Source organism: Gilliamella sp. N-G2 (assembly GCF_002142215.1).
In the GTDB taxonomy this organism is placed as follows: domain Bacteria; phylum Pseudomonadota; class Gammaproteobacteria; order Enterobacterales; family Orbaceae; genus Gilliamella.
The window spans coordinates 1-20,421 of record NZ_NAST01000033.1 but is presented as its reverse complement, the minus strand read 5'-3'; the positions used below and the strand labels follow the sequence as shown (position 1 = coordinate 20,421).

26 protein-coding genes, 2 tRNA genes and 1 pseudogene are annotated in these 20,421 nt (G+C 34.7%); 8 read left to right on the top strand and 21 right to left on the bottom strand.

Annotated features, from left to right (window positions below):
- Positions 1-187: 187 nt before the first annotated feature.
- From B6C99_RS11805 to sbcB, 12 genes and pseudogenes are all read right to left on the bottom strand, one after another.
- Positions 188-263, bottom strand: a tRNA-Gly gene (locus B6C99_RS11805).
- Positions 264-280: 17 nt separating this feature from the next.
- Positions 281-368, bottom strand: a tRNA-Leu gene (locus tag B6C99_RS11800).
- A gap of 213 nt (positions 369-581) precedes the next feature.
- Positions 582-1,136: a CDP-diacylglycerol--glycerol-3-phosphate 3-phosphatidyltransferase gene (pgsA, locus tag B6C99_RS11795; protein ID WP_086360010.1), complete on the bottom strand. Its 555-nt coding sequence runs from the start codon at positions 1,134-1,136 to the stop codon at positions 582-584.
- Between the two features lie 107 nt (positions 1,137-1,243).
- The gene (gene uvrC / locus B6C99_RS11790) at positions 1,244-3,079 is read right to left on the bottom strand and encodes an excinuclease ABC subunit UvrC (RefSeq protein ID WP_065613463.1); all 1,836 of its coding nucleotides are present in this window, start codon (positions 3,077-3,079) and stop codon (positions 1,244-1,246) included.
- 1 nt (position 3,080) lies between these two features.
- A complete protein-coding gene (gene artM, locus B6C99_RS11785) occupies positions 3,081-3,758 on the bottom strand; it encodes an arginine ABC transporter permease ArtM (protein WP_086354161.1) in 678 nt (225 codons plus the stop codon).
- A 9-nt stretch (positions 3,759-3,767) separates the two neighbouring features.
- Positions 3,768-4,544: an arginine ABC transporter permease ArtQ gene (gene artQ, locus B6C99_RS11780; protein WP_216819478.1), complete on the bottom strand. Its 777-nt coding sequence runs from the start codon at positions 4,542-4,544 to the stop codon at positions 3,768-3,770.
- 83 nt (positions 4,545-4,627) lie between these two features.
- Positions 4,628-5,362, bottom strand: coding sequence for a transporter substrate-binding domain-containing protein (locus B6C99_RS11775; RefSeq protein ID WP_086360009.1), 735 nt, complete (start codon positions 5,360-5,362; stop codon positions 4,628-4,630).
- Between the two features lie 29 nt (positions 5,363-5,391).
- Positions 5,392-6,120 carry an arginine ABC transporter ATP-binding protein ArtP gene (gene artP, locus B6C99_RS11770; protein ID WP_086360008.1) on the bottom strand — a complete coding sequence of 243 codons (729 nt, stop codon included), beginning with the start codon at positions 6,118-6,120 and terminating at the stop codon, positions 5,392-5,394.
- Between the two features lie 172 nt (positions 6,121-6,292).
- A pseudogene (locus tag B6C99_RS11765) lies at positions 6,293-6,919 on the bottom strand (ElyC/SanA/YdcF family protein); the annotation flags it as partial.
- Positions 6,920-6,923: 4 nt separating this feature from the next.
- Positions 6,924-7,613 carry a CidB/LrgB family autolysis modulator gene (locus B6C99_RS11760; protein WP_086360006.1) on the bottom strand — a complete coding sequence of 230 codons (690 nt, stop codon included), beginning with the start codon at positions 7,611-7,613 and terminating at the stop codon, positions 6,924-6,926.
- Positions 7,610-8,053, bottom strand: coding sequence for a CidA/LrgA family protein (locus tag B6C99_RS11755; protein ID WP_086360005.1), 444 nt, complete (start codon positions 8,051-8,053; stop codon positions 7,610-7,612). Before B6C99_RS11755 ends, B6C99_RS11760 begins: the two co-directional genes overlap by 4 nt.
- A 106-nt stretch (positions 8,054-8,159) precedes the next feature.
- Positions 8,160-9,593 carry an exodeoxyribonuclease I gene (gene sbcB, locus B6C99_RS11750; RefSeq protein ID WP_086360004.1) on the bottom strand — a complete coding sequence of 478 codons (1,434 nt, stop codon included), beginning with the start codon at positions 9,591-9,593 and terminating at the stop codon, positions 8,160-8,162.
- Between the two features lie 176 nt (positions 9,594-9,769).
- Here sbcB and B6C99_RS11745 point away from each other — a divergent pair, with 176 nt between their 5' ends.
- On the top strand, positions 9,770-10,939 hold the full coding sequence (locus B6C99_RS11745; RefSeq protein ID WP_086360003.1) for a site-specific integrase: 1,170 nt from the start codon (positions 9,770-9,772) through the stop codon (positions 10,937-10,939).
- Here the strand turns inward: B6C99_RS11745 and B6C99_RS11740 are convergent.
- From B6C99_RS11740 to B6C99_RS11705, 8 genes are all read right to left on the bottom strand, one after another.
- Entirely contained in the window at positions 10,923-11,105 is a 183-nt protein-coding gene (locus B6C99_RS11740; protein WP_086360002.1) for an AlpA family transcriptional regulator, read from the bottom strand. The genes B6C99_RS11745 and B6C99_RS11740 overlap by 17 nt on opposite strands.
- 354 nt (positions 11,106-11,459) lie before the next feature.
- Positions 11,460-11,699 (bottom strand): hypothetical protein, encoded by a 240-nt coding sequence (locus tag B6C99_RS11735; RefSeq protein WP_086360001.1) that lies wholly within the window; start codon positions 11,697-11,699, stop codon positions 11,460-11,462.
- Positions 11,696-11,998 (bottom strand): hypothetical protein, encoded by a 303-nt coding sequence (locus B6C99_RS11730; protein ID WP_143413969.1) that lies wholly within the window; start codon positions 11,996-11,998, stop codon positions 11,696-11,698. The genes B6C99_RS11735 and B6C99_RS11730 overlap by 4 nt, the downstream gene beginning before the upstream one ends.
- Positions 11,999-12,087: 89 nt before the next feature.
- The gene (locus tag B6C99_RS11725) at positions 12,088-12,411 is read right to left on the bottom strand and encodes a hypothetical protein (protein ID WP_086359999.1); all 324 of its coding nucleotides are present in this window, start codon (positions 12,409-12,411) and stop codon (positions 12,088-12,090) included.
- Between the two features lie 4 nt (positions 12,412-12,415).
- Positions 12,416-12,646 (bottom strand): hypothetical protein, encoded by a 231-nt coding sequence (locus tag B6C99_RS11720; RefSeq protein ID WP_086359998.1) that lies wholly within the window; start codon positions 12,644-12,646, stop codon positions 12,416-12,418.
- Positions 12,643-12,864, bottom strand: coding sequence for a hypothetical protein (locus tag B6C99_RS11715; protein ID WP_086359997.1), 222 nt, complete (start codon positions 12,862-12,864; stop codon positions 12,643-12,645). Before B6C99_RS11715 ends, B6C99_RS11720 begins: the two co-directional genes overlap by 4 nt.
- A 16-nt stretch (positions 12,865-12,880) precedes the next feature.
- Positions 12,881-13,372 (bottom strand): ash family protein, encoded by a 492-nt coding sequence (locus B6C99_RS11710; protein WP_086359996.1) that lies wholly within the window; start codon positions 13,370-13,372, stop codon positions 12,881-12,883.
- 269 nt (positions 13,373-13,641) lie between these two features.
- Positions 13,642-14,331: a S24 family peptidase gene (locus B6C99_RS11705; protein ID WP_086359995.1), complete on the bottom strand. Its 690-nt coding sequence runs from the start codon at positions 14,329-14,331 to the stop codon at positions 13,642-13,644.
- A 147-nt stretch (positions 14,332-14,478) separates the two neighbouring features.
- Between B6C99_RS11705 and B6C99_RS11700 the strand changes: the two genes are divergently transcribed.
- From B6C99_RS11700 to B6C99_RS11675, 6 genes are all read left to right on the top strand, one after another.
- The gene (locus B6C99_RS11700; protein ID WP_086359994.1) at positions 14,479-14,688 is read left to right on the top strand and encodes a hypothetical protein; all 210 of its coding nucleotides are present in this window, start codon (positions 14,479-14,481) and stop codon (positions 14,686-14,688) included.
- Positions 14,689-14,964 (top strand): hypothetical protein, encoded by a 276-nt coding sequence (locus tag B6C99_RS11695; RefSeq protein WP_086359993.1) that lies wholly within the window; start codon positions 14,689-14,691, stop codon positions 14,962-14,964.
- Positions 14,965-15,138: 174 nt separating this feature from the next.
- Positions 15,139-15,486 (top strand): hypothetical protein, encoded by a 348-nt coding sequence (locus B6C99_RS11690; protein WP_086359992.1) that lies wholly within the window; start codon positions 15,139-15,141, stop codon positions 15,484-15,486.
- A gap of 2 nt (positions 15,487-15,488) precedes the next feature.
- On the top strand, positions 15,489-17,111 hold the full coding sequence (locus B6C99_RS11685; RefSeq protein WP_086359991.1) for a DEAD/DEAH box helicase: 1,623 nt from the start codon (positions 15,489-15,491) through the stop codon (positions 17,109-17,111).
- Positions 17,108-18,067 carry a primase-helicase zinc-binding domain-containing protein gene (locus tag B6C99_RS11680; RefSeq protein WP_086359990.1) on the top strand — a complete coding sequence of 320 codons (960 nt, stop codon included), beginning with the start codon at positions 17,108-17,110 and terminating at the stop codon, positions 18,065-18,067. The genes B6C99_RS11685 and B6C99_RS11680 overlap by 4 nt, the downstream gene beginning before the upstream one ends.
- Positions 18,068-18,224: 157 nt before the next feature.
- Positions 18,225-19,337: a DUF1133 family protein gene (locus B6C99_RS11675; protein WP_086359989.1), complete on the top strand. Its 1,113-nt coding sequence runs from the start codon at positions 18,225-18,227 to the stop codon at positions 19,335-19,337.
- Positions 19,338-19,484: 147 nt separating this feature from the next.
- On the opposite strand, the gene B6C99_RS11670 is transcribed toward B6C99_RS11675, so the two are convergent.
- The gene (locus tag B6C99_RS11670; protein WP_065609594.1) at positions 19,485-19,673 is read right to left on the bottom strand and encodes a ribbon-helix-helix protein, CopG family; all 189 of its coding nucleotides are present in this window, start codon (positions 19,671-19,673) and stop codon (positions 19,485-19,487) included.
- 281 nt (positions 19,674-19,954) lie between these two features.
- Between B6C99_RS11670 and B6C99_RS11665 the strand changes: the two genes are divergently transcribed.
- A partial coding sequence (locus B6C99_RS11665; RefSeq protein WP_086360011.1) for an endonuclease occupies positions 19,955-20,421 on the top strand: 467 nt, incomplete at its 3' end.

Genomic DNA, 20,421 nt, shown 5'->3' with positions numbered 1-20,421 from the left:
ATGTTATTTATTATCTAGGTGGACATTGTATGCTTTCATAGTATAAAGATATTTATAAATACAATGTCTATAAAGCAATAGATATAACTGTATTTTTTTGTGGCTCTATATGATTTTATACTACTAAGTGAAAACATATAGTTTATTGTAGATAATAGTTTGCTATGATTATCGATTGAATTTAAATTGGAGCGGGAAACGAGGTTCGAACTCGCGACCTCAACCTTGGCAAGGTTGCGCTCTACCAACTGAGCTATTCCCGCATGAGAAGTGTTTTAAATGGTGCCCGGGGCGAGACTTGAACTCGCACGGCCAAAAAGGCCGAGGGATTTTAAATCCCTTGTGTCTACCGATTTCACCACCCGGGCTCAAAACTTAGTACCGAAGGGTAACTGCGCTTTGGATGCTGTGCATTTTACCTATCTTATCATTTCAGTCAATAAAAATTTTAAATTAATCGTTTGATTGCTCAATGTTTGACTGATTCGAGGTTAAATTGCTCTATTTTTTCGTTTTTAACTAAAGTGCAATGCTATTTTTTCAATTTGAATATTTAGACATTACACATCAAATTTATTATGTTAATCGTTATCTAATAAATCGACTTGAGCAACCCATAAATATTGAATCATCGATAATAGGGTTAATACTGTAGCAATAAACAAGGCTGCAAGTCCGGCATAAATAACTAGATCGCAAGGTCTCCAAAGTAACCATGTTAATGCAGTCATTTGAGCAATAGTTTTAATTTTACCAATTGAAGATACCGCAACATTATTGCGTTTGCCAATTTCAGCCATCCACTCTCTTAATGCAGAAATAATGATTTCTCGAGAAACGATGATGATAGCCGGAATAGAAATCCACCACGCTTGATAATACTGAGTGATGAGTACCAATGCGATCGTCACCATTATTTTATCGGCGACAGGATCTAAAAAGGCGCCAAATTTGGTGGTTTGACCTAATCGACGTGCGAGGTAACCATCAAAAACATCTGTAACTGCGGCAATTAAGAATAATAATGCCGAAAAAAAGCCAGACCATTCATGAGGAAATAAATAGAATGCCAACACAAAAAAAGGAATAAGTATTACTCGAAATAATGTTAAGAATGTAGGTAAATTAATTTTCATGTGACATTAGCTCATATTGTTTTATTAATCAAATGGTTAGTGATAATTAAAAAAACAGGGTTTTCTTACTGATTATGTTGCCTGAAAAATGTTAATTTTTCAATGTGTTATTGCTGTAAATTTAGATAAATTTTTTCAGCTAACGATTTGGAGATGCCTTGTACTTGGGCTATTTCATCTATACTAGCATTTTTTAGCTCTCTAAGCCCGCCAAAATGTTTTAATAATGCTTGGCGTCTTTTTCCGCCAACGCCTTCTATATGCTCTAACGCACTATCAGTTAATTGTTTAACACCTTTTTTACGCTGACCTACAATCGCATGGTCATGTGATGCATTACGGATTTGTTGAATTAATAATAGAGCAGGGGAATGATCATCTAAATAATAACCTTTGCCATGAGCTTCAAAGAAGAGTGTTTCTAAACCTTCTTTACGCTCAGCACCTTTAGCCACCCCGATTAAAATAGGATGATGTTTATCCCAGTTTACTTGTAACTTCTCAAATACTTGTAAAGCTTGATTAAGTTGTCCTTTTCCACCATCAATAAAGATAATATCAGGGATTTTGTCTTCAGGAAGATCTTTTTTACTATAACGGCGAGTCAATACCTGTTCCATTGCTGCATAGTCATCACCAGGTGTAATACCAGTAATATTATAACGACGGAATTCGGATTTAACCGGTCCTTTATCATCAAACACAACACAAGAGGCGATAGTATTTTTGCCCATAAAATGGCTAATATCAAAACATTCCATTCTATTGATTTTCTCAATTCCCAAAAAGGCTTTTAAAGCATCGTATCTTTGTTTAATAGTTGAGTTTTCTAATAGTTTATTTTTAACTTCTGTTTGAGCATTAACGGTCGCAATATTTAATAATTTAAGATTATCACCTTTCGGTTCATCAACTAATTTAACCTGATGTTCAGCAACAATAGATAACGTTTCTTCCATTGCTTGTTTATCGGACAACGAAAAATTCAGAAGAATTTTCTTTGGGATATTCCTATTTTGATTACCTTGTAGATAAAATTGCCCTAAAAATGTCTCGATAACTTCTTCAAGTTCAGTATTAGACGGTACCTTAGGAAAATAAGAACGATGACCAAATGTTTGACCATTACGGATAAAAAGCACATAAATACAAGCTAAGCCAAGTTCATAGTGAAAACCGATTACATCCAAATTATCATTATTATTGTAGATAGCTTGTTTTTCATTAATGTGTTTGATTGCTTGTAACTGATCACGCAACGCTGCTGCTTTTTCAAAATTAAGCTCACTACTGGCTTTTAACATATCAGCGGTAATTTTTTTTAAGATTTCATCTGACTGTCCAGATAAAAATAACCTAACATAATTCACTTGTTCGTTATAATCTTCGTCGCTGACTAAACCAGGTACACAAGGGCCTAAACAACGTTTAATTTGGTACTGCAAACAAGGACGTGTTCGATTACGATACGTACTATTAAGACATTGCCTTATCGGAAAGGTTTTTTGTAATAATGCGAGAATTTGTTTAACTGCATAACCACTTGGGTAAGGGCCAAAAAACTCATCTTTTTTACGATTAACAGCTCCGCGGTATAAAGATAATTGTGGATGGCGTTCTTTACTTAATTTAATAAACGGATAGCTTTTGTCATCTTTAAGTAAAACATTATATCGTGGTTGATATTTTTTGATATAAGTTTGTTCAAGCAAAAGAGCTTCTGTTTCGGTATTGGTGATGGTAAATTCTACTCGATGAATATGACTCACCAATCGATCGGTTTTAATGGTTTTTTTACTACTGTTAAAGTAACTTTTTAAACGATTATTGAGGTCTTTCGCTTTTCCCACATAAATGATGGTATCTTTATCATTAAACATTTGATAGATACCTGGTTTATGTGGGACAGTTTTTAAGAAAGATACAGAATCAAATTGGCTCATATTAGTTTTCAAAGGTGAGGGCTTTTTTCTCTATTATCCTCATAATGGTGCTTAAAATACCATTTATCAAGAGGTAGATAAGCCCTGCAACAACAAAAATTGAGAAGTCATAGTATTCACCATTTAGTGTATTACTATATCCCATAAGATCCATAACAGGAATCATTGATGCTAGTGCAGTTCCTTTAACTACGAAGACAACTTCATTAGAGTAAGTAGACAGTGCTCGTTTTAATGCATATGGCATTACAATTTTAAGTGTTTGTCTTTTATTCATGCCTAATGCACTACATGCTTGCCATTGTCCTTGTGGAACAGCTTTTAAAGCACCATAGAAAATTTGAGTAGTGTAAGCTGCACTATTAAGCGTTAAAGCTAAATAAGCACAAAACCATGGCGATGAAATAAATTCATAAAAAGCCGGTACTTTACTTAAAATTTCGCCAAATTGTGAAGGTCCATAATAGATTAAAAAAAGTTGTACCAATAAAGGTGAACCAGTAAAAATAACAATATAACCACGTATCGTTTTAGTTAAAAACTTCGAATTTAAAGATAAAAGACAAGAAAAAACGATAGCTAAAAAACCAGCTGATAATATGCCTGCAATACTTAAGCTTAAAGTATCAGGTAGACCTTGAAGAATGATTTTTAGATAGTAAATAAAATTATCAGACATAAAATGACCTTACTGACTATTAGCTGATGACGGTTGTTCAAATTTGGTAGAGCGTTTTTCAATACGAGAAATAACTCGTTGACTTAAAACTGATATCACTAAATAAACAAGCATAGCAATAAAATACCATAAGAAAGGTTGGTTGGTTCTTGCAACAATTGTTTTGGTTTGCATCATTAAATCATCAATCGCTATCGCAGATACAAGGGCGGTATCTTTTAATAAAATTAACCATTGATTACTCAAACCAGGTAATGCATGGCGCCACATTTGCGGCATTATTATGCGAAAAAAAGTACGAGATTTACTAAGGCCTAATACTTGAGCTGCTTGTTTTTGCCCACTAGGAATCGCTTTAAATGCTCCACGTAAAGTTTGAGATGCATAAACAGCATAAAGTAAGGATAAAGCAAAAACACCGCATAAAAATGGATCTGGCTGAGTATTTTCAATATTCATTTTTACGGTAAATGATGTAAAACCAAGTGGAATGGTAAAACCATCATCTAATGCCATCAATAACAGCGGTAAACCTGTATAGATTGCCACCACAATTAATAATTCGGGTAAAGCTCGAATAGTTAAATTAAATAGTGACATTAACCATGCAACAGGTTTGAAAGGAACTGATTCTAAAATAGTAAAAATGAACGCAAAAAACATGCCGACAATTAACGATACAAAAGCTAGTGATAACGTTATTGTGGTTGCTTTAGTTAGCGGCAAAATATACCCATCCATAGAAGAGAGTAACCAGTCGATACCGTGTGCAAAAAAGTCTGACATAAAAAAACCGTAATTAATTTAAAAAATAAACTCGCCGCAGAGTATGCGGCGAGATCTCAAAATACAGATTTTAGTAAATAATATTATTTACTAAACCATTTTTTATAGATAATATCTAATTCACCATTTGCTTTTAATTTATCAATTGCTTGGTTGAATTGTTCAAGTAATTGATCATTTCCTTGACGTAAAGCGATACCTAAGCCTTCACCAAAAAATTCATGATCGGTAATTTTGTCACCTAAAGCAACAATGTCAGCATCTTTACCTAACCATTCTCCAGCAACAAATGAGCTTGAGACAATGGCATCAATACGTTTTGCTTTTAAATCTAGAAAAGCAAATTGATAGCTGTCATAACTGACTGCTTTAACATCAGGGTACTTTTCATTTAAGTATTTTGAATAAGTCGTACCTTTCTGGATGCCAACTTTTTTACCTTTCAATTGATCGAGACTGGTTAAAGAGTCTTTTAAAGTAATGAATTGGATTGAGCTGTCGTCGTAGTAGATTTTAGTAAATGCAACTTGTTTTTGACGCTCTGGAGTAACATCAATACCTGCAATTGCTGCATCAATTCGGCGAGTTTTAAGGCTAGGAATTAAACCATCGAATGATTGGTTAACAATTTTGCAAGATACTTTCATTTCTTCACAAAGTTTATTCATAACATCGATATCGAAACCAACAATTTCATTTTTATCGTTAGTAAATTCGAATGGCGCATAAGTTGCTTCGGTACCAATAGTTAATGTTTCTGCTGCTTGAGCTGCAAAAGCAGATCCAGCAAATAAAATCGCTAGTAATGTTTTTTTCATATTTCCACCCAATCTGGTTTTAATTAATGTTAGTGTGATAGATAAGCTTTAAACTCTTCGGTTTTTGGATGAGCAAAACACTCAAGTTGTCCCTGCTCAATAATCTTACCTTGTTCCATGTAAATCACTTGTGAAGCAACTTTACGCGCAAAATCGACTTCATGAGTAACAATAATTTGTGTAATTCCGGTTTGTGACAGTTCATTAATAATCTCAGCAATTTGTGATGTAATTGCTGGATCTAATGCCGCTGTTGGTTCATCAAATAACAAAATTTTCGGTTCCATCATTAATGCTCTGGCAATAGCAACACGTTGCTGTTGACCACCAGAAAGATGGAGAGGGTAGCGATGCGCCATTTCATCAATTTGTAGACGAGCTAAAATTGACATTGCTTTATCACTAGCTTCTTTTTTCGATAATTTTAATACTTGGCATGGTGCTTCAATTAAATTTTCCAAAACAGTTAAATGAGGCCATAGGTTGTAATTTTGAAAAACCATGCCAACATTTTTGCGTAATGTTCGAATAGTGGATTCACTTATCTTTTGCGAAAAATCGAAATGTGAATCGGCAATCGTCATTTCACCTGATGTGGGAATTTCAAGTAAATTAAATACTTTCAACAAAGAACTTTTGCCTGCACCACTTTGACCAAGTAAAACAATTGTTTCACCCAAAGGGTAACATAACGAGACGTCATTCAATGCCTGATGAGTACCATAAAAACAGTTAATATGGCTTAATTCAATATTCATTAGTATTAGATAAATTATTTAAATTTTAATTGACTAAATATTACTTTTTTTTGCATAAAAATGCAATCTAAATTATTAGACACTTGCGTTTTAGCCTAATTTTCAAGCTCGAAACCTTTTAACTCAAATTTTTTAAAAGATTATTTAATCTTTATTAATTTCCATCATTAATAATAGGAATAGTGGGACCAAGATATTTGGGTTCTTTATTCAAAATATAAAGATCAATAAAGGCACTAACTCGAGCAAACATCTCTCGAATACGAACTAATTTCATGCTTTCTGGGGCTGGAACGGCAAAACATTGAGCTTGAATACCTTGGGCTAGTGCAATAAAAATTGCCCTTTCACAATGGAATTCTTGCGTAATAATAGTAAATTCATTCGCATTAAAGACTTTATTCGCACGAACAACTGAATCAAAGGTTCTAAATCCGGCATAATCTAATACAATAGAATCTTTGGGGATACCAGCCTTAATCAAATCTTTTTGCATCATAATTGGCTCATTATAATTTAATTGAGCATTATCTCCACTTAATAATAAATAATCGACTTTACCTTGCCAATATAAATCAATGGCACCATCGATACGATTGCGATAAAAACCGTTTATTCCTCCACCTTTTACATATTTAGATGTACCTAATACTACACCAATTGTGCGATAGGGAAGTTTATTTTCATCATGATAAATGTAGGGGGCAGTTTTATAACTTATCCAATAGTCGAGACTAAGTATTACCATTATTAAAAACAATAGGAAAGTAATTAAATAAGCTATTAACTTTTTTAATATCATGCTAAAACCAATTAAAAATAAATACCATTATTGGAAATAAAAATGGTGCTGTCAATGAAGTCATAATACCACATAAAACCAGTGATAAAGAGCTATAAGATCCTTCATTATAATCTACTTCAATACAGCGAGCAGTACCAACAGCGTGTGATACAGCACCGATTGATAAACCTCTGGCAGAGGCTGTTTTGATTTTAGCCCAATTTAGCAATTGATGAGCAAAAATCCCTCCTAAAGTTCCAACAAGTATTACACATAATGCGGCAATAGATGGAACACCACCTTGACTTTCTGCGATAGTCACCGCTATGGCAGTGGTAACTGATTTAGGCAGTATCGAGGCGGCTATTTCATTACTACTTCCTAACCAAAATGCGATACAAACACCTGTCACCATAGAAGCAATTGAAGCGGTAAAAGTGATTATCATAATAGATTTCCAACGGGCTTTTATTTGTGGGATTAATTCATACAAAGGGTAAGCCAATGCAACAACTGAATAAGGAAGTAACTCATTAATAATTTCAACGTTTTTTACATATTCAATATAACTAGTCTGTGTAATTAATAAAATAGGAATTAAAACAATAACCGAAATCACTAACGGATTAAATAGTGGATTCTTGATTTTAAAGGAAATTTTACGAATCACAAGAAAAACTAAAACAGTTAATGGTAACATCCATATCATGATTGTTTCCCCTTATTATCAGACGATTTTATTGTTGGTCTATGCAAACGTTCAGTAAGATATGCCGTTAAAAATAAGACAATAATTGAACCGCCAACACTGGCAAAAATAATCGGTACCCAATTAGCTAAAAGCAGTGAATAATTATCCATGATCCCCATTGCAGCAGGAATAAATAGTACAGTCATATAACGCATAAAAAGATTGCAACTGTTTTTGATCCAACGCGTTGGTATAAGTTGAAATGCTAATAAAAAAAACAAGATTAATAGACCAATAATACTACCTGGGATCATGATTGGTAAGATTGCCGAAACAATATTACCAGCCCATAAACATAGGGTTAAAATAATTAAGCCCCGACCATAACTAAATAGTGTGTAATATAAAGAATAAAGTCGATGCTTAATTGTTGCATGTTTGGCTAAAAAATGTTTCATAGTTTATATACTAATTGTCTTAAAATTAAATATTGACGGTATGTCCGTCATCTAGAAAGGGCGGAGAACTAAAATTAGAAGCATATGATACGCCCCTGTAATTTAATTATCCAACTAAATAATGACAATATTGGTAAAGCTGCTTTAATAAAGTAAGCTTTTCCGGTTTCTGTACATAAATTTCGGCAAGTTGTTCAAGTGATTGTAAATAATTTTGTATCTCAATGGTATTGAGTTTATCTCGACAGTGATCTTGCCAAATGCGTTGTTCTTGTTCGGTTAATGCTTGCGGATAATTTCTCGCTTTGTAGCGAAAAAATAATGTGGTTAATCGTGGATCATCGAAAGTGATTGATAAAGTTTCTAATAAATGAACTGGCGTGGTTCTTATAGTTTCACAACGTAATAGATCTTGACCATTTAAAAATCTATTATAAATTTGTGCATCAACATCACTGTTAACTGGATAATCATTATTGATACTAAATAGCTTACGCATTTTATCCTGTAATTTATTTTGGTTTTGTAGTAGTTTTTGTTGATTAATTAAACATTGTTGTTTATCTAAATTAAAACGCTTTGCGTTATCAGCTAATAATGTGCTTAATGGCGCAATAATTGGACATTTGTTTATATGAATCAGTTTTAATGGAATACGCTGTTCGTCTAACTCAAGATCGGTTGATTTGGTGTAAAGTTTTTCCTGAATAGTCTCGACTGGTAAATTAATAATTGAATCAATATCTCCAGTTAGATCACAGACTATAACTGCATTATTTTGCGTTGGATGCCATGCAATAGGGCAGACTAATGACATATTGCCTCTATGGCTACCTAACATTCCTGATACATGAACAATAGGTGTCATATTTACAACGTCAATAAGCTCGGCAACTCTGTTTTTATTACGTAATGTAAAGAAATAATTGAATAACTTTGGTTGGGCTTGTTTGATAAGTTTTGCCATAGCAATAGTAGCATAAACATCTGACATTGCATCATGGGCATGCTCGTGGGCAATATTATTCGCTTTAGTTAAATCTTCTAAACGAAAACTCGGTAAACCAGCATCATTTGTTGGCCAGTTAATACCTTCAGGTCTTAATGCATAACATGCTCTAACGACATCAAGTAGATCCCACCGTGAATTACCATTACGCCAACTATAAGAGTAAGGATCATAAAAATTACGATACAAAATATTGCGAGTCACTTCATCATCAAAGCGAATGTTGTTATAACCTAAGATACAAGTATTCGGTCGGCTAAATTCTTGATGAATTAGTTTGCTGAATTCAGCTTCACATAACCCATTTTGATTTGCTTTTTGTGGTGTAATGCCGGTAATAAGTACAGCTTCAGGATTGGGTAAATAATCTTGCGCAATTTGGCTATAAATGACTAATGGTTTTTCAATAATATTAAAATCACTATCTGTTCGAATGCCGGCAAATTGTGCTGGACGATCTAAAGCGGGGTTGATACCAAAAGTTTCGTAATCATGGAAGTAAAAAGTAGGCTGTATTGTATTGTTTTCCATTATTCTTTTTTGTTCTCGTTTGTTTGTTTATTTATTATTTTTCAACTAATTATCAATTTATTTGTTCTGTTTTGATTTCATCTGTTTTTATATATTTTTATTTGTTCACTTGCAATTGTGTACACATTGTGTACATAATTATATTTTTATTTGTGTACAGAATGTAGAAAATTAAAATGGCACTAAGCGATTCAAAACTAAGAACATTATTAAATAAGCCTTATAAAGGTTTGCCAGAAATTACCGATGGCGATGGTTTAAGTGTAAGGATATCACAAAAAGGTACTATTGCCTTCCAATTTCGTTATAGATGGAATGGAAAGGCGCAAAGATTAACACTAGGGAGATATCCATCTTTAAGCTTGAGGGATGCCAGGATATTAGTCGGAGAGCTTAGAGACCTTTATAATAAAGGAGTTGATCCTAAAAATTATAATAATCAAAATAATCAAAGCATGACATTAAATCAATGCCTTGATTATTGGATGGAGAAATATGTATCAACATTGAGAGATAAAACAGGGGCGCTTTATCAATCAGTTGTATATAAAAATCTTTATAATCAATTTTCAGATATCCCTGTCGATACCATACCTGTTCGCGACTGGTTGGCATTTTTCGAAGAGGAGGAAAAGATCAATCTCAAGCGAGCTAGAACAATACTAGTGCAAGCCAAATCAGCAATAAATTGGTGTATTAGTCGCCAAGTAATAAGTTCGTGTGAATTAATGAAATTAAGCCCTAAAAACATAGGGGTAAAAACAGAGGTCGGGAGTAGAGTATTAACATACAGGGAATTAGCAAAGATTTGGTTAGCAATTGAAAATAGCAGAGCAGCTACCGTCAATAAATTATTACATCAAATGCTCATGCTATGGGGGGCTAGAAATTCAGAATTACGGATATCATCAGTAAATGAATTTGATATGACTGAATTAATTTGGACTGTTCCAAAAGAGCATAGCAAAATGGGGAACGTTATTAGGCGTCCGATATTTGAACAAATTCAGCCAATGGTAGAAAAGCTGCAAAATATGTTCAATGATAAAATGTTTCCAGGTATATCATTGAGCACTCCAATCACCATTTCTGCAGCTAATCGATATGTTAGGCGGCTACGAGAAAAACTCAATATGACTGATTGGAGTTCTCACGATTTCAGACGTACATTGTCAACTCGCTTATCAGAAGAGGGTATCATGCCCCATGTAACTGAACGTATGTTAGGGCATGAACTGGGAGGAGTAATGGCAGTATATAACAAACATGATTGGTTGGATGAGCAAAGGAACGCATACCAATTATATGCTGATAAAATCCTTTGGCATGTCAAGCACGTTGATTAATTCCCCCATTATTAAACCACTCGATCACGGCTTTTCGGTCGTATCGTTTGGGATAATTTAAAACAGCAGCAGGAAAACCTTTATTTTTAGTTAATTTGTAAATTGTAGTCCTGCTTTTTATATTAAATTCTTGCATTATTTCTTTTTCTTCAATTAAATCGTACATTTAATTAACTCCTCTTATAATTAACTATCACGTTCCCACATTTGAACGGAACAATTAAAATTAGGCAGGTTTCAAAACTGCAACTATTATGTGAACGCTCACCGTTAGGTAACAGAAATTGATATCTACCGTCAGGAACATAGATAATACAGTCCTGATTGATGACGTTTTCATGCCACGCACGAGTAGCAGGAGTGTAGGGGATGACCATTAAAATACTATGCCCTGATGTTTTAGATTGTGCGATAGCTTTTTGGCTGCTGTTTTGTTATCACGTCTATAAATTGATTACGTACTCCAGCAGATGTATTAGCATTTAAATTTATGCTATTAATCATTTTTTCTAAATCCATATCATTTGCCCTCATTGTTATTTCTATCAATCAGTTGAAACTCAACAGCAGCCCTAAAACCTTGCAAGAACACGTCAAATATTTGTGCTGTGTCGTTTTCCTTATAATCATTTATCGCTTTAAGTTTAGGGCTTCTAACTAATGAAAAATCCAACTTATTACTGATAACAAATTTTTCAAACCGTGAGTGAGCAAATGTCATCGCGGAGGTTAATAGATTTTGTTTCATGTCACTTTTCATTTTTTCGCTCCTGATTTATTGTTCTGATCCTGCACTTCATATAATTTACGTATAGATAAATTAACAACTCCGTTTAATAGTTGAAGTGCGGAACCAAGATCATTTATTGTCGATTCATCGGTACCAGTCAGATCACCGCTGTACAAAACATCTGCTATTCCTCCAATTCCATGCACTGCCTCGCTTAGAACAGACTGAATATTTTCCGTAGTTGCGCTTTCTTTTACTAAAAAATCAATGGGGTCATACATCATGCTAAAACCTCTTTGCGCTTTAACTACCGATGTGCATTTTTGCATATCGGTTGCTATCTTCATTTACACGAACTAGACACGACATATTATTTTTGTTAGTATCTTTCATGCATTCATTCCTATGCTATTACCCCTTAGATGGCAGTCTTTGGGGTTTTGCTATTTTTAATTGAACATTCAATATTTACTTCGTTTTGTTCACAAAATATTTTTAATTCAATTAACAATTGCATTAGTTCGCCTATTCTCCATATTGCGCTTACTGACTCATTGGCAGGGATTCGATAATCTCCGTTGTTACTTCCGTCAGAAGCCCAAAACATAAGCAATCCCACAGCATCTAAGGAACTATCTATTGAACTCCTAATATCCTCAAATCTTCTTAATGCTGTTTTCAATTTTTCTGGGTTATTTTGAGTTAATCCGAGACAATCAAATGCTTCACAATATCTATTCATTTTGTTACTCCCATGTATTAGGTTTTGCTTTTTGCTCAAGCTGGCTTCGAATGTTTTTAATCACAGTCATAACCAGCCATGCTGAATTATTGATATTCTTATTCTCGTGTTCACCCCTATATTGGGATACCTCTATGATTAACCCCATGACTCCAGATATTTGCATTAATGAATTATCAATCAGATTATATTGATCGTCCGTTAATGTTATACATGCATCTAAATCGCTCATCATTTTTTACTTTCTCCCTCATCTGCTGGTAGATTTTCTAATTGTTCTAATATGATGTTTAGTTCATCCGCTATCATCCACGAGCAAGTGTTAACATTATCATTTCTGTTATCGGAATGGGGATTAGTCACCTCATTGATTAGCAGTGCGCATGCTCTTAACTGAATTAATTTTTCCCAAATTTTTTCTTGTAATTCACAATCCAATAGATAATTTTTCATTTTTAACCCCTAATATTTACATGTGTGATAGATAAAAACGGATTTTGGCGATAAAGATTGATGCTAAGCGTCTTATGAATTGCAGATCCTTTAGCGCAGTTGTGGTGATTATTTCAGGTACACGACCTGTTATGATGTAATGAGATTTAAATAGTTTTTGTGTGGATATAATAGGGGTAAGGGTAGTAGTCATAATGACAGCCTCCGTTGGTTGATTATTATAATCACCGCTAGAGGTCTCAATCTCGTTGGCGGTGACGTTAGCAGGGTTGAGACTACTGGCACCAACGGAATCCAGCCAACCTTTCGGTTGCCCCACTAACGCCACCATAGAAAAAGATTTGATAAATAGGTGTGCGCGAGCATTGACACAAAAAAAGACGCTTAGGGCGTCATGTGTCGCCGTTGAATAATTCAGGGTCTCAATCCTGACACTAGATTTTGCTAGTGCAGAATTAATATAGCCCAAATTATTAAATTTACGCAAGCGTTTTTTTACGAATAACATCCTTACCTCCAAAACTAATTGTAAATCAATTAATATTTAATTTCCGTTTAACTTCTGTGTTAATATTAAACGTTTTTAAACAAAATAGTCAATAGAAAATGTTTATTTTTTGTTTAATTAATTTGTTTAATAAATGATTTGAGTTGTTTAGTGTTTGAATATTAGAGAGTTTAAATATTTTTGATCGGTCGTTTTTTAGGCGATGTTTTCAAGAGAATATAAAAAAAGCCCTTGATTGGGCTTTTGATGTCTATTGTTTAGTTTTGATATTAATCATCTATAGAAGAGTGCCACCACATTCTGCCAAGAACTTGGAAATCACCATTTTCTATTTGATCACGATTAATTATCTCATCTGGATAATCTGGATTATATGACCGTAATGTTATGGAACCGTCCGCATTTCTAATTAAAACTTTCACTTTTTGTAGATCATAAACTCTAACTGCATATATTTTACCGTCTCTAATCCTGGTGTCAGCAGTATTTATGGAGATAATGTCTTTATCAAATAATCTAGGCTCCATGCTATCACCGCTAACTTTAACAACTTTAGCCATGTCAATTGGAATATTCCGTTGTTTGAGGGTTACAGCTCTAAAAGGTAGTGTATACATTTCCTGCTCCATTGTAGGGCATGCTCCAAAACCTGCTGATAATTCAACATCTAAAACAGGTATTGTTACAAATTTCCCATCTTTTTGCTCGTCTTCTGATAATGATTCCCACTCTACAGGGTTTAATTCACTTTCTTTTATATTTCCATCGCCTCCATATAAAAGCCAATTAAGATCGTACCCAAATTTTTCAGAAATCAATTTAGCTTTCTTACGACTAATTGCATCTCTATTTATCCAATTAGTAACATTTTGTGGGGTTGTAGATAAAATATCAGCCAATTCAGTTTTATTAATTGAATGATCTTTCATTATTTTATCTATGCGTTGCGCAACTGTCATATTCGGTCTCCTAATTTTGTTATGTTTAATTTTACACAATTTGTTTAATTGTTCAATAAACAAAATTTAATTTAAGTGTTGCAAAAATGAATTGTTTTGTGTAATTTATATTTAATTAATGTGTATTTCATGTTTAAGGAAATATTTATGAAATGTGAATTAACGCCGATTGAAAAAGCGATTAGGGCTGTTGGTGACACGCAAACTAAGTTGGCAAAATTAGTGGGTTGTTCTCCTCAAAATATCACTAACATCAAAGCTCGCGGTGGAAAAATACCGTACAAAAGAAAGAGCGTGCGACAAAGATGGCTGAAGGTTACGGGGTTGAGCGAAAAAGAACTATTCCCTGATTTTTAAATGAGCATATACGGTATTAATCTACCAGATCATTACTGTCGAGATGATGAGAAATGGATTATTGAGCAGATGTCAAAACTGCCGACTAAAGTACGAGCCAAAATATCTGCTTTGTATTCGGATGTTTATGTGACTGCATATAACAACGAATCCATTAATCACAAAAAAGAAAATAGGGCGCGAAGAGAAGCCAATACGCGACTTCGCGAATATGTGGAACGTTATACCAGTGTAATGAATCAAGCGGTTTCTAAACCTCCAATAGTTACACTGTAACAAAATCCTCAAGGTTGTGTTTTGAGGTACTCATCGAGAGAAAGGAGCAGCTTTTGATGGGTAAGGGCGAGGGGTGCTTGGTAGTTTATATCTTATCTGTATTTATATTATTTACTATTCCAAATAGAGAATTATTTATATAGATCTTAATTATTAATATATATAGGGCATTGCATGAAATTTGAGCTAATCACATTACTATCAAAACAGTTCGATAAAACTACAGCCAGCAGGAGGGTTTGTTTTATTCGGTCATTGATAGCCAAATTAAACCTAAATGGCTATACAGTTGAGAAAGAGGCAAGGCATCCGCATTTGGCAAGTGCAAAAATTAACTTCAAAGTCACTAAACACGGTCAAACATGTTGGATCGAGCTGGATAACAAATCCCCTCGCATTCGATCGCTGGAGAGCATCCAATCAATCAACGAGCATGGCGGTAATGGGTTTATTTTGCTACGCAATAGTTTTTTATCTCAGCATAAAAAACTAGGGATAGACATCATATCTGCGAGAAGCTAATTATGTTGAATATCACGCCAAACCATGCACAAACAAAAGGGCTTACAGAATTACGCAACAACTGGCTAACTACCCGTACTTTTATGGTTAGTGCGCCGACAGGGAGTGGTAAGACTGGGCTAGCTGCATTCATTACTGACGGGTTTATAAATAGCAACAAGCGAGTTTTATTTATCGCTCCATATACCGTCTTGATCGAGCAAACTGTTGAGCGTTTTGTACAGTATGGGATTGATGAAAATTTAATATCAATCATTTGGCAGAAACACAGATTATACAATCCTAACAAGCCAATTCAGATCGCATCTGCTGACACATTGATCCGCCGCGAACTACCGACAGATGTTGACCTGATTATCGTTGATGAGGCGCATTTAAAACGAAAAAAACTGCTAACGTACATCAAAGAAACTACCGCAAAAGTGATAGGTCTGTCTGGTACACCATTCGCAACATTTTTAGGTCATTACTATGAGAAATTGATCAAGCCAACCAGTATGAAAGAGTTGATACAGCTTTGTGAACTAAGTCCTTATGAATTCTACGCGCCTACAAAACCAAATCTTGATAAGGTTAAGTCAAGCAACACAATTATGGGACGAGATTATAACGAGGATGAGCTTGGTGAGATTATGGGAGATGCGGATCTTGTCGGGAATTTAGTGCAAAACTGGCTGGAAAACGGGCAAAATTTACCAACCATCTGCTTTTGCGTTAATGTCAAACATGCAAATTTTGTAACACTAGAATTCAAAAAACAAGGTATTAAAGCGGAGGTTATGACCGCAAACACTCCCACTGATGAACGTAGATTAATCATACAACGATTTGAACGAGGCATTACGAAAATTATTGTAAATGTAGGTGTTCTGGTTGCAGGTTTTGACAGTGATGTTAGATGTATTATTTATGCGCGTCCCACTAAATCGGAAATCAGATGGGTCCAATGCATTGGCAGAGGATTAAGAACGGCTCAAGGTAAGGATAAATGCATTATATTTGATCATAGTGGTACCGTTCATCGATTAGGATTTCCTGATGACATTGAATACAACAGCTTACCTAACAAAGATGATGGGATGAAAATTAACTTAATCCAGGAGCGCAAACAGGTAGAGAAAAAACCTAAGGAATGTCCGTCATGTAAGTTTATGAAACCGCTCGGTGTTTATACCTGTCCTAAATGCGGTTATGAGCCATTAGCAAATGAGGACGTCGAAACAGACGAAACTCGAAATATTCAGAAAATTAGCAAGGGCAAGCGTGTCTATTCTCAGATAGAAAAACAATCGTGGTGGTCTCAAATTTTGTATTATCAGCATCAAGTTGCTCAGACAAAGGGTAAATTACTTAGTGACGGATGGTGTGCCCATATGTATAAGAGCAAATTTGGAGTGTGGCCAAGAAACTTAAACCGTTGCCTACAAGAAATCAGTCCAGAAGTTCGAAATTTCATTTTAAGCAAACAAATTGCCTACGCCAAAAGCCGATCCTCCACTACATCGGCACAGCAAAAACTATCGTTAGCTACTGATGAATTGCGAGGTCAAAACACCAACAAGATATCAAGTTTAACCGCAAGGATACTTGAAGCTAAACGTGCTGCAGAAAGGGCTACTGCATGAGAACTGTTGACGCAATTAAATATCACATCCCGAAAGTGTTGGAATATTACAAACTTCCACCAATAACTGGTAATCACCATTATCATGGAGAGTGTCCATTATGTGGTAAAAAAAAGAAATTCAGAATAGATAATAGGGAAAATCGGGGCACATGGATTTGTAGTTGTGGGTCGGGCGATATCTGGAAATTACTACAAGAAACGCAGCAGAAAGATTTTAAAACACTAGCGCGTGAAATTGATGATTTGATAGGTAATTCATACGCAAATAATGATCAGCCAAAACCATTAAACAATAATGTTGACGAGTTACGGGAACGAGTTATTAATAAATTTAACTCTATCGATAAATTAACGGGATCCAGTGGTGAAAAATACCTAAACAGCAGACATATTACATTACCCCCGAAACTTGAAAATATAAAATATTCAGCATCCGAAAAAATGGGCGAACACATTTATGGCGCGATTTATTCACTCGCTACAGATAGTAACGGTAACGTGTGTTATCTGCATAGAACATTATTGGACGGAGAAAGAAAAGCCAACGTACCAGCTCCAAAAAAATTAAATAGTTTACAAGCACAAAACTATCTTGATTACGCTAAATCGGTAGCTATCCGTTTATTTCCCGTATCGTCAACACTCGGTATCGCGGAGGGTATCGAAACAGCACTATCGTGCTATCAAATATACGGGTGTAATACCTGGTCTATTATAAGTGCTGCATTTTTGAAAAAATTCATAGCACCTGCAGGAGTAGATCATCTGATTATATTTGCAGATACAGACAGTAATTTAACTGGTCATGCTGCAGCGTTTGAGTGTGCTAATAAAAATCTATTGTCTATTCACAATGATGTAAAACGGGTAACGATTAGATGGACGGAGCGCGGTGATTTCAATGATGCGTTAATACACGGGCTAACAGTTTATGAATGGTCAGGAACGAGGTAATTAGATATGGATGAGATGTATCAATATAGAGCATTAGTAAAACAGGAAATATACGCAAAGGAATTTTACATAGTCATTAAATTTTTAATGTTAGCGGCATTAGTAGCGGTGTTATTAGGTATTTTTAAGTAAAGTCGGTTAACTTTGGGACTATTAAATGATTAAAACTGAGCAAATCGAGCAGTCAATAAAACAACATGCACTAAATTCCGCTAATTCATTTCGTCATTTAGGTAGAAAGGCGAATAATCGGGTAGGCGCGAATAAACGGCATGAGCAATTAAAAACGGCAGTGAACTACGATCCAAAAACGGGCATATTTACATCAACCTATAAAGAAGGTGTTCACGTTAAAGGTTCGCACGATGAAAATGGTTATCTATTCATTACTGTAAATTGTCGTAAATATGCTGCAGAACGGCTGGCGTGGCTTCTGGTAACTAATGAATGGCCAAAGCGCAAAATACAGCATAAAAATGGAAATATTGCAGATAATCGATTTGCCAATTTAGAAGAAATTAGGGCAGTTGAACGCAAAATTCCAAAACCTCAATTATCAGAAGGCGTTCACTATTCGGCATCAGATCATAAATGGGTAGCTATAGTCTGTCGAAACGGCCAACATTATCATTTAGGGCGTTATACTAGTGAAAAATTAGCACAAAGAGCAGTTGCTCGATTTAAAAAAACACTGAATGATGAAGTTATCAAAAACAAAAACAGTTATAGTCCATTAGTTCAATTGAAAAATAAAAAACAGTTAGGAAAAGGAACTCAATTAACTAGTTACGAACAATTAGTCGTTGAAAATATTCTGACAGGTTGGGGCGCTTGGTCATATGAGGATATCAGAGAACGTGACGAGAATGTTATCGCAAAAATGATGATCACATCGCATCAAATTAGTAATACAGCATTAGTTGATATTATTGATGATTTATACAAGCAAGGCTATAGAGGAGAAAGCCTTTTTCAACAAGCCAGCGACATTATCGCGTCAATGAAACATCGACAGGTGGAAGGGCTTAGTGATGATGAAGCTATGAAAGTCGATCGTTTGTTGATTGAAACGTTTGGAAAAAACAACCCAATTATTAAAATTGCAGTAAATTATTATGTTTATGGGCATCATATACGGGAGATCGCTCATTATATTGAAAAATTGACAAATTATAGATTAACTCATTACCAAGCGTTAAACCGCGTTAAATGGTGTTTAGATTATCTAAAATCACGTTTTTACATTGTTTATTCTGCAAATGAAAATTAATTTTAAAAAAGCTTGATTTACTATATGGCGCATGATATAAATGTGCTATATTCTACGCGAATAGTTGGATTTAAGCCTTGTTAGAGATAACAGGGCTTTTTTATTATCAAATTTTTCATTTGTATTACCAGTAAAAGAAAGCCTCAATTAAGAGGCTTTTTTGTTATCAAGATAGTATTTAACAGCATCAACAATAAGTTGAGCTTGTGGTATATCTAGGCTTTTACTTGCTTGTTCAATTAATGCGATATCGTCAACGTGTAGTTTGAAACCTTTTACTTTAACTCCTCGTTTTTGGTCGCTTTTTGCTTGAATTTCTGTTATTGATTTTGCCATAAAATCACCTTGATTTATTAAGTGTCAATTGATATATTTAAGGTCATCGGAGAGGTTTCCCTCTCCTTTGAACTACTTTAGAATGCTGGCGAGCTTATCAAAAGTAGCAGAATTAAAATGAGTATTTTAGATTTCATTTTACTTCTCCTTAAGCCCTCATCGAAAGCTGAGGGTTTACTTTATCAACTCCCTGTTGATGGTTATAATTATAGGTTAACCTACTTTAAAAGTCAACTTATTTATTCAAAAATTTAAATATTTTTCTAGTTTTACTGGTTTAAATGAAGTCCTTGAAGAATTACTTTTTATTAGCTTTTTGTTTATTTTCTACTGCTACATTTGCATATCAGCAAAATTTCAACAGTGCTAAAACTCATTTAGTTAAAATCTATAAATCCAACCCAGAGCAAACCACATTCTATTGCGGTTGTGAGTTTTCATTTGACGGTAAAAAAGGTTCTGTAGATTTCAGTAAATGCGGTTATACACCGAGGAAAAATGAGGCGCGCGCATCTCGCATCGAATGGGAGCATGTCATGCCTGCGGAAAATTTTGGGCGTCATCTACAATGCTGGCGAAACGGTGGACGTAAAGAGTGTAAAAAGGACGTGACTTTCAACACAATGGAAGGCGATTTGCATAATTTACAACCAGCTATTGGCGAGGTGAATGGAGACAGGTCAAATTATCGCTACTCACAATTTACAAAAGAATTTACTCAGTACGGGCAATGTCAATCAGCAGTCGA